8 protein-coding genes and 6 tRNA genes are annotated in these 8568 nt (G+C 42.3%); 10 read left to right on the top strand and 4 right to left on the bottom strand.

Annotated elements, in window-relative coordinates; translation table 11 throughout:
• The first annotated feature begins 226 nt into the window (after window positions 1-226).
• Window positions 227-1639: an MATE family efflux transporter gene (locus tag ACESTK_RS20165; protein WP_373120599.1), complete on the top strand. Its 1413-nt coding sequence runs from the start codon at window positions 227-229 to the stop codon at window positions 1637-1639.
• A 182-nt stretch (window positions 1640-1821) separates the two neighbouring features.
• Here ACESTK_RS20165 and ACESTK_RS20170 read toward each other — a convergent pair whose 3' ends face one another.
• The gene (locus tag ACESTK_RS20170; protein ID WP_373120600.1) at window positions 1822-2787 is read right to left on the bottom strand and encodes a substrate-binding domain-containing protein; all 966 of its coding nucleotides are present in this window, start codon (window positions 2785-2787) and stop codon (window positions 1822-1824) included.
• Window positions 2780-2992, bottom strand: coding sequence for a molybdopterin-binding protein (locus ACESTK_RS20175; protein WP_118579240.1), 213 nt, complete (start codon window positions 2990-2992; stop codon window positions 2780-2782). The genes ACESTK_RS20170 and ACESTK_RS20175 overlap by 8 nt, the downstream gene beginning before the upstream one ends.
• Before the next feature lie 382 nt (window positions 2993-3374).
• On the opposite strand from ACESTK_RS20175, the gene modA reads away from it, so the two are divergent.
• The 3 genes from modA to ACESTK_RS20190 are packed head-to-tail and all read left to right on the top strand — an operon-like array spanning window position 3375 to window position 6021.
• Entirely contained in the window at window positions 3375-4262 is an 888-nt protein-coding gene (gene modA, locus ACESTK_RS20180; protein ID WP_373120601.1) for a molybdate ABC transporter substrate-binding protein, read from the top strand.
• Window positions 4263-4273: 11 nt separating this feature from the next.
• Window positions 4274-4969: a molybdate ABC transporter permease subunit gene (gene modB / locus ACESTK_RS20185; protein ID WP_373120602.1), complete on the top strand. Its 696-nt coding sequence runs from the start codon at window positions 4274-4276 to the stop codon at window positions 4967-4969.
• Complete coding sequence (locus ACESTK_RS20190; RefSeq protein ID WP_373120603.1) at window positions 4969-6021, top strand: sulfate/molybdate ABC transporter ATP-binding protein; 1053 nt, start codon at window positions 4969-4971, stop codon at window positions 6019-6021. Before modB ends, ACESTK_RS20190 begins: the two co-directional genes overlap by 1 nt.
• 219 nt (window positions 6022-6240) lie before the next feature.
• Here ACESTK_RS20190 and ACESTK_RS20195 read toward each other — a convergent pair.
• A tRNA-Trp gene (locus tag ACESTK_RS20195) sits at window positions 6241-6311 on the bottom strand.
• A gap of 87 nt (window positions 6312-6398) precedes the next feature.
• Window positions 6399-6486 (bottom strand) — tRNA-Ser (locus ACESTK_RS20200).
• A 112-nt stretch (window positions 6487-6598) separates the two neighbouring features.
• Between ACESTK_RS20200 and epsC the strand changes: the two genes are divergently transcribed.
• The 6 genes from epsC to ACESTK_RS20230 all read left to right on the top strand — a co-directional run bounded on the left by epsC (window position 6599) and on the right by ACESTK_RS20230 (window position 8346).
• A complete protein-coding gene (gene epsC, locus ACESTK_RS20205) occupies window positions 6599-7525 on the top strand; it encodes a serine O-acetyltransferase EpsC (protein WP_118579228.1) in 927 nt (308 codons plus the stop codon).
• A gap of 151 nt (window positions 7526-7676) precedes the next feature.
• Complete coding sequence (locus ACESTK_RS20210; RefSeq protein ID WP_334298340.1) at window positions 7677-7847, top strand: DUF6783 domain-containing protein; 171 nt, start codon at window positions 7677-7679, stop codon at window positions 7845-7847.
• A 165-nt stretch (window positions 7848-8012) separates the two neighbouring features.
• Window positions 8013-8083, top strand: a tRNA-Gly gene (locus ACESTK_RS20215).
• A gap of 3 nt (window positions 8084-8086) precedes the next feature.
• Window positions 8087-8159: transfer RNA gene (locus ACESTK_RS20220), tRNA-Gly, on the top strand.
• Window positions 8160-8199: 40 nt separating this feature from the next.
• A tRNA-Gly gene (locus ACESTK_RS20225) sits at window positions 8200-8270 on the top strand.
• A 3-nt stretch (window positions 8271-8273) separates the two neighbouring features.
• Window positions 8274-8346, top strand: a tRNA-Gly gene (locus tag ACESTK_RS20230).
• Window positions 8347-8568: the final 222 nt, after the last annotated feature.

An 8568-nucleotide genomic window follows, 5' to 3' on the forward strand; every position in this document is an offset into this window, starting at 1 on the left:
CCATTAGGATGTAACATGTATGTAGTTTTGAAGGTACAGAACGGAAACGGTAGCCGGTTGGTTATCGTTTTTTTTGTGTGTATGTTCCTATTGCAAAATTTTCTCATTTGTTTACATTTACCTATTGCATTATTTGAAAATATGTAGTAACTTAGTATCTACCACGCTGTAATCACAGAACAAATATTCTGTTTTACAGCCTGGAAATGAAGGGGGAAATCGATAAATGGAAAACACAGTAACTAAGCCTGGATTCCGGAAGAAATTTCTGGGAGATAAGGCCTTTTACAAAATGGTACTTGCAATTGCAATACCCATTATGATACAGAATGGTATCACTAATTTTGTCAGTCTTCTGGACAATATTATGATCGGAAGGATTGGCACAGAGCAAATGTCAGGGGCAGCCATTGTAAATCAGCTTCTTTTTGTATACAATCTTTGTCTGTTTGGAGGCGTGTCCGGAGCTGGAATTTTTACAGCTCAGTATGCAGGTCAGAAGGATCATGAAGGGGTACGTCAGACATTTCGCTACAAATTATGGCTGGTAATTGCGCTCACAATTATAACAACATTGATTTTAATGTGCTCAGGAGAGAACCTGATAGGCATGTATCTGAAAGGCGAAGGAAGTGCAGCTGCACTGGAGGCTACGAGCAGATATGGAATGCAGTATCTGTGGATCATGTTTATTGGATTGCCGCCATTTATGATCAGTCAGGCATACTCCAGTACTCTTCGCGAATGCGGAGAGACTGTTCAGCCTATGAAGGCGGGAGTTACTGCAGTACTTGTGAATCTTTTATTCAACTATCTTCTTATTTATGGTAAATTTGGTTTTCCAGAGCTGGGGGTACAAGGGGCCGCTATTGCGACTGTTCTTTCCCGTTATGTGGAGGCTGCAATTATAATTATATGGTCACATACCCACACAGAGAAAATGCCTTTTGCCAAAGGTCTTTACAGTACTCTGAAGGTACCAGCTAATTTAACAAAGAAGATTTTGATCAAAGGAACTCCGCTGCTGCTTAATGAGACTCTCTGGGCAGCCGGAATGGCGATTCTTACCCAGTGCTATTCTATTCGGGGATTAAACGTAGTAGCTGCACAGAATATTGCAAATACCATTAATAATGTTTTTAATGTCGTATTCATCGCTTTGGGAGACTCTGTTGCCATTGTAGTGGGACAGCTGTTAGGCGCGGGAAATATGAAGAAGGCCAGAGATACAGATAATAAGATGATTGCATTTTCTGTCATGTGCTGCACTGGAGTGGCATTAGTCATGCTGATTGTCGCACCATTTTTCCCAAAGCTGTATAATACCAATCTGGATGCGCAGGAACTGGCGAAATACTTTATTATGATCATGGCAATTTTTATGCCGCAGAACGCATTCCTGCATGCTTCATATTTTACCTTGCGTTCCGGTGGAAAAACGATCATTACATTTTTATTTGACAGTGTGTTCGTGTGGTGCGTCAGTGTACCAATTGCGTATTGCCTCAGTCGTTTCACAGGTTTACACGTGTTGGCTGTTTTTGCTATGGTACAGGTGGGAGATATTTTGAAATGTATTGTGGGCTTTGTGCTGGTTAAGAAAGGCGTATGGATGCAGAATATTGTTTCCGGAAAATAGGCGGGGAATGCCTAATAATTTTTTTTAATAGATTTTTTTGTTTACCGAATGACTTGTCTGGAGCGTGTTTGAAAAATACTTTTTTCAAACGCGCTCTAAGAAAAAATGCTTTTAATTTATTCAAACAGCAGTTCAGAAGCTGCGCAAATAAATTAAAAGCATTTTTATTATCCATGGATATTTTAAAGAGAAAGCAGTTCTCCTGTCCGTGTCACATCATATCCGGTTTGTCCCTGAAGAATAGTTCGGAAATCTTCAGACCGTACAATTTCAAGAAGAGCAGAGAATCCAGGCTGGGAAAGGGCTTCCGTTTCCATGACCAGATACATAGGAAGTGTCTGAAGCGGAATAAAATCCAGAAGTCCGGACTGGTGTGCTGCGTATTCTTCTCCAAGAGCTGAATCTGCCTTGTGCGTAGCAATAGCTGCGGCAGTGGAAATATCGGATACCAGTTCAGTATGATAACCAGATATGTTGGCTGGCGAAATTTTTTCTGAGAAAAGAAACTGATCCAGATAAATCCGTGGTGTACTTCCTTTTTCCCGATTGGCAATCTTTATGTCTTTACGGGCGAAATCCATCAGACCTGAAAGCTTCAAAGGGTTTCCAGAAGGAACATAAAGCCCTATGGAATACTCATAAAGGCATAAAAGAGAAAGCCGTACACCTGGGACAAGGCTGCGTATATGTTCCGGATCCAGACTTGCACATGCTATGTGAGCCTTTTTGAAATAAAGAGAATACAGGCTGTTGTAGCTGTTCATAAAGGATTGAAGGACTGGGATTCCCTGAGGGTGAATGGACATCTGGCTGACCAGAAGCTCGAGAGCCGGGGAAAACTGTCCGCAAAGGATCAGTCCGCTGGAGTGGAGAAGATAATCCCTCTTCAAAAGGGAACTTTCCGGAGGAAGTTCCGGAATCTGCAGATTTCCGTTAAGGGTACTGGCGGAAGAAACCGCGTTCTGATCTGGCATGTTATTGCCGGAACCGGAACGCTCCAGGTATTGTTTCAGCTGCTGCTCGCTGATGCGAAGCTGTTTTCCTACTTTAGAAGAATATAATTCTCCACGCTTGATCAATTCATAAACTGTGGTCTTTTTAATTTGAAGCTTGTCTGCAATTTCCTGAGCGGTATAAAGTTTATTCATCAATTCCCACCATAACGTTGGTTGCCTTAATGACTGCGTAAGCGTCAGAGCCAACTTCAAGTCCAAGTTCTTCTACAGCTGCACAGGAAATAGTAGCTGTGATAATGTTGCCACCTCCGATATCAATTGTGACGATAGAGTTAACGGCTCCCTTATTGATATTGATAACTTTTCCCTTTAACTGGTTGCGTGCACTTAATTTCATAGTTAAATCCTCTTTTCATTATTTACTACAAAACTCCTGAAAGACAGCTGTGTATTCATTATGTCTATATGCTGAATGAATGGATATCAGACAGATCGGAACATATGAGCAAGTAGGAGATTAGACAGGAGTATGAACGTGTTCCATAGCTGAGAAGCAGCTGACTTTTGTATTTATTATTGGTAGTATTTAAATATCATAGCATGTTGGAAAGAAAATAACAAGGAGTGTTTCGTTGGAGAAAAAATTTGTATGAACTAATAAAAATTGCACAAACAATGCAGATTCAAATTGACATAGCAAATGAAATTAAGTATAATGAATGAAACTGAATAAAACATAACAAAACATAACAAAATACAACAAGAATGGAGGGCGTGAAATGAAAAAAAGAGTTTTTGCAGCACTTATGGCTGGTGTTATGGGAACTATGATGTTTGGAACTACTTTCGTATCTGCTGAAGCAGAGACACCGGAACTGAAAGGTGAGGTTTACGCATTTATTGCAGCCAGCCTGAATAACGCCATGGAAGAGATTCAGAAGAATTTTAATGAAACTTATCCGGATGTTGAGATTCTTTACAATGCAGACAGTTCAGGAACTTTGCAGACTCAGATTGAGGAAGGCGCCCGCTGCGATATTTTCTTTTCAGCTGCTACGAAGCAGATGGATGCACTGGTTGACGAGGGGATTGCTGACAAGGATTCTGTAGTGAATCTTCTTGAGAATAAAGTTGTTCTCATTAAACCAAAGGGGGGAGAGACCAAGGTAACCGGATTTGAGAACATTCCAGATGCTGCAAACCTTGCCCTTGCCGGAGAGGATGTTCCGGTTGGACAGTATTCACGCGAGATTTTTGATAATCTTGGAATTACAGATGAAGTAAACAAGATGGAGATCAACGAGGGTAAGAATGTTACAGATGTACTTGCATCTGTAAGTGAGGGCAGTAATGAGGTTGGTATCGTATATGCTACGGATGCGGCTTCTGTGGCAGATTCTGTTGAGGTTATTGCAGAGGCACCGGAGGGAAGCCTTAAAACACCTGTACTTTACCCTGCCGGAATGGTAGAAGATAAAGAAGCAAGTGATGATGATAAAGCAGCAGCAGAAGTATTTCTTGAGTACCTTCAGTCTGATGAAGCTCTTGAAGTATTTGAGAAATATGGATTTGCAGCTTATGTAAATGACGAGAAAACGGATGACACGGCAGCCGCTGAAGAGACCGCAGAGCCGACAGAGGAAGCATCTGAAGATACTGCAGAATAAAGGATAATAATATGGGAGAATTTCTCAGTGAAATAAACTGGAGTCCTTTGTGGATTTCTTTGAAAACCGGTATGGCAGCAACTATATTTGCTTTTTTTCTGGGAGTATTCTGTGCAAGGAAGATCATGAAACTGAAACCGGGAGCAAGGGCAGTGCTGGATGGGATTCTGACAATGCCTCTTGTTCTGCCGCCTACAGTAGCCGGATTCTGCCTGCTTTTGCTTTTTAGCCTGAAAAGGCCTTTCGGAAGTTTTCTGCTGGACAATTTTGACATTAAAGTAGTTCAGACATGGACCGGATGTGTGATCGCAGCTTCTGTGATCGCGTTTCCACTGATGTATCGAAATGCCAGGGCGGCCTTTGAGCAGGTGGATGTGAATCTGATCTATGCAGGAAGAACTCTGGGAATGAGTGAAAGTCGGATATTCTGGAAAGTAATTATGCCTGCAGCAGGACCTGGAATTGCTTCCGGTACCGTACTGGCTTTTGCCCGTGCCATTGGTGAATATGGTGCAACCTCCATGCTTGCCGGCAATATCCTTGGAAAGACAAGAACGGTTTCTGTTGCAATTGCATCGGAGACTGCAGCTGGAAATTATGATATGGCAGGTTTCTGGGTCGTAGTGATCATATTGATCTCATTTCTGGTGGTTGCAGCAATTAATATTGTTTCCGGAAGAGGAATGCAGACCAGAAGGTGGATATAATGGCGATTGAACTTGATATTCAGAAAAATTTTAAAGGTTTTTCCCTGGATGTAAGACTGAAGGGGCAGGATGGACCTATAGGGATCCTGGGCGCTTCCGGAAGCGGAAAGAGTATGACTCTTCGCAGTATTGCCGGAATTGAAACTCCGGATTCCGGAAGAATCATTATTAACGGGAAGACTGTTTTTGATTCTGAGGCAAAAATTAATTTAAAGCCTCAGGAGAGAAGAGTTGGATACCTGTTTCAGAATTATGCCCTTTTCCCAACTATGACTGTGGAAAAGAATATTGCCTGCGGGTATCGAGGGGAAAAAAGCGAGCTTTCACAGAAGGTTGCAGATTACATAAAAAGATATCATTTGGAGGGACTGGAAAAGCATTTTCCGTCGCAGCTTTCTGGCGGTCAGCAGCAGCGGGTGGCTCTCGCGCGTATGATGATCGGAGAGCCGGAGGTGATTCTTCTGGATGAACCTTTTTCTGCGCTGGATGGGTATCTGAAGGATATTTTGCAGCGTGATATGCAGAATTTTTTGAAAGATTACAAAGGCGATATGATCATGGTAACTCACAGTAGGGATGAGGCATATAAATTCTGCAGTCAGCTGACCCTGTTGAATAATGGAAAAGATATTCTTACTGGTGAGACCAGGGATATTTTCGAAAATCCTCAGTATCTGGAGGCTGCAAGGCTGACTGGATGTAAGAATTTTTCTGCAGTGCAGAAGATGGGCAGCCATGAGGTTTATGCATTGGATTGGGAGCTTATGCTTCGTTCAGAACAGGAAGTGACAGAGGATATTACCCATGTTGGAATCCGGGGACATTGGATGAGGCCGGCAACTAAGGCTGGTGAGAATACCATGGAAGTGCAGGTTGAGGAGTATATTGAAAATACTTTTGAGCATCAGTATCTGTTTCGTAATAAAGGGGCTGCAGAAAGCGGCACTTTGTGGTGGATGTGCCAGAAAAAGAATTTCCAGGAAACTGCAAAGGACAATATCCCAAAGTATCTGTATTTTCCACCAGAGCATGTGATGTTGTTGAAGAAATAAAACAAGGTGGTTCTGAATGAATAATAAAGGAATATGAGACAGCATGGAATGGTTTGCTGTTTCATATTCCTTATTTTGTATTGCGAAGTCTGCAGAAGACGGATAGTAGAAGAATGTCTTTATTTCAGATATGTTTTAGAGCTTTTTTTAAACAAGCTCTGATGCTGCGATAAAAAAACGCCGGAAACCTTGAATTACAAGATTTCTGACGCTTAAGAGCAGGGGATGAGAGAATCGAACTCCCACCAAAGGTTTTGGAGACCCCTATCATACCATTTGACCAATCCCCTATGTTTTGTTTCTGTTGCAATTATACATACAAAAGGAACAGTTGTCAAGGCAAAATTAATAAAATTTGCACGAAAACAATTATGAAACGGAGATGGAGGGATTTGAACCCTCGCACCGGTTACCCGGCCTACCGCATTTCGAGTGCGGACCCTTCAGCCACTTGGGTACATCTCCATGACATTCTCCATTATATCGGGGGATTGGATAAAGGTCAATCTTTTTTTTATTGACGTAAAAAGAATAGTGTAATAATATGAAAGGAAAGCAAAATACGAGGAGACCAGTTATGAGTGACAAAAAGACATCCATAGAGAATGCAGTAGAGCGTCTGACTGCCAATTACCGTAAGGAAGAGCTGTTCCTGACAAAGAGCGGAAGACATCTGCCAGTCCGTGCAGCAATTATTGATATTGTGAAAGAAATGAGATCAGTTATTTTTCCGGGATATTTCGATATTGATTCGGGAGCAGCTGTTTTTCCGGAACATTATACCGGATATCTGCTCAATGACCTGTTTGACCGTATGCAGGCGCAGATTGAGACGGCTTTTCTGTATGTTGGCGATGATATGACCAGTGCATGCGGCAAGGCAGCACAGATAACCTCCAGATTTTTTGAGCAGCTTCCGGAAGTGCAGGAGATGCTGCTGAAAGATGTGCAGGCTGGTTTTGATGGTGACCCGGCTGCGAAGAGTAAAGAGGAGATTATTTTCTCCTATCCGGGATTTCTGGCAATTTATGTGTATCGTCTGGCACACATCCTTTATCTGGAGGAGGTTCCGTTTATTCCAAGGATTATGACAGAGTATGCTCATGACCACACAGGAATAGATATTAACCCAGGTGCTACGATTGGGGAATATTTCTTTATTGACCATGGCACTGGCGTAGTAATCGGTGAAACGACTACTATTGGAAATAATGTGAAGCTGTATCAGGGAGTTACCCTTGGCGCTCTTTCTACAAGAAAAGGACAGCAGCTTTCTGGTGTGAAGCGTCATCCTACTATTGAAGATAATGTGACCATTTATTCCAATTCTTCTGTACTTGGTGGAGAAACTGTAATTGGGGAGAATACGATCATCGGCGGAAACACATTCATTACAGAATCAATTCCTGCAAACTCCAAGGTAAGTGCGAAGAGTCCGGAGCTGGTGATCAAGAAGCCGCGTACACATGTGGAAGCTTCCAATGTCTGGGACTGGGAAAATTAACGGAATAAAAAGAAAATGGCAGTCAACAGAACAGGCACGGTGGTATTTTAGAAAATATCATTTCTGGAAAAACAGAAAGTCGTAGTGTGAATCTGGTAACATGCATCGCTTTGAATATGGTGAACCGTGTAACTGTTGACTGCTCCAGAGCATGTTTGAAAAATCATTCCCCAATCTGCACGCCCCACTTTGCGGTATATTTCGCCCGAATTCAGTTGTCGTAGCCCGCTACGGCGCTTTCATCCGGGCAAAATCTCCCACAAATTGTGACGTACATCTTGCAGAAAGCTTTTTTGAAGCATGCTCTGGAAAACTCTCATGAAAAATATTTCTATCATAATTTTTTTAGTGTGAATGCGTTAACAGACAAGAATATTGCATGAATCTTAGGAACAAAAGAAAAAATTAAAAAATTTCAAAAAAGTTGTTGACAAACATTCCAACATCAGATATACTAATCTTCGTTGTGACGGACAAGCACAAATGTGCGGGTGTAGTTCAATGGTAGAACACCAGCCTTCCAAGCTGGATACGTGGGTTCGATTCCCATCACCCGCTTATGCGATAGTGGCGTAGTTGGTAACGCGCGACCTTGCCAAGGTCGAGACCGCGGGTTCGAGCCCCGTCTATCGCTCTTCTGACAAATGTCAGGTAAACACATCTGAATATGATGTGCGGGTGTAGTTCAATGGTAGAACACCAGCCTTCCAAGCTGGATACGTGGGTTCGATTCCCATCACCCGCTTGTGCGATAGTGGCGTAGTTGGTAACGCGCGACCTTGCCAAGGTCGAGACCGCGGGTTCGAGCCCCGTCTATCGCTCTTTAAAAGCCAGGAATTAAGTTCCTTGGCTCAGACTGTAGACAAAGCCCTGCTTTTGCAGGGTTTTGCTATTGTTGGAGCTGTTTTTCTGATATAATAAATATCAGAAGGGCGGTGTTTTTTTATGATGACCAAAAACGCAGATAAAAAAGAGAACAAATGATGATGTTTTCCATGAATGACATGGTACCTCAAAACCATATGCTGCGATTAATTGATAGG

Source organism: Ruminococcus sp. Marseille-P328 (genome assembly GCF_964249465.1).
In the GTDB taxonomy this organism is placed as follows: Bacteria; Bacillota; Clostridia; order Lachnospirales; family Lachnospiraceae; genus Blautia_A; species Blautia_A faecis.

Excerpts from the sequence above, each read along its gene's own strand:
- ACESTK_RS20190 (WP_373120603.1), top strand. The coding sequence starts at position 4,969 with ATGGCGATTGAACTTGATATTCAGAAAAATTTTAAAGGTTTTTCCCTG.
- ACESTK_RS20175 (WP_118579240.1), bottom strand. The coding sequence starts at position 2,992 with ATGAAATTAAGTGCACGCAACCAGTTAAAGGGAAAAGTTATCAATATC.
- ACESTK_RS20170 (WP_373120600.1), bottom strand. The coding sequence starts at position 2,787 with ATGAATAAACTTTATACCGCTCAGGAAATTGCAGACAAGCTTCAAATT.
- ACESTK_RS20210 (WP_334298340.1), top strand. The coding sequence starts at position 7,677 with ATGTTTGAAAAATCATTCCCCAATCTGCACGCCCCACTTTGCGGTATA.
- modA (WP_373120601.1), top strand. The coding sequence starts at position 3,375 with ATGAAAAAAAGAGTTTTTGCAGCACTTATGGCTGGTGTTATGGGAACT.
- modB (WP_373120602.1), top strand. The coding sequence starts at position 4,274 with ATGGGAGAATTTCTCAGTGAAATAAACTGGAGTCCTTTGTGGATTTCT.
- epsC (WP_118579228.1), top strand. The coding sequence starts at position 6,599 with ATGAGTGACAAAAAGACATCCATAGAGAATGCAGTAGAGCGTCTGACT.
- ACESTK_RS20165 (WP_373120599.1), top strand. The coding sequence starts at position 227 with ATGGAAAACACAGTAACTAAGCCTGGATTCCGGAAGAAATTTCTGGGA.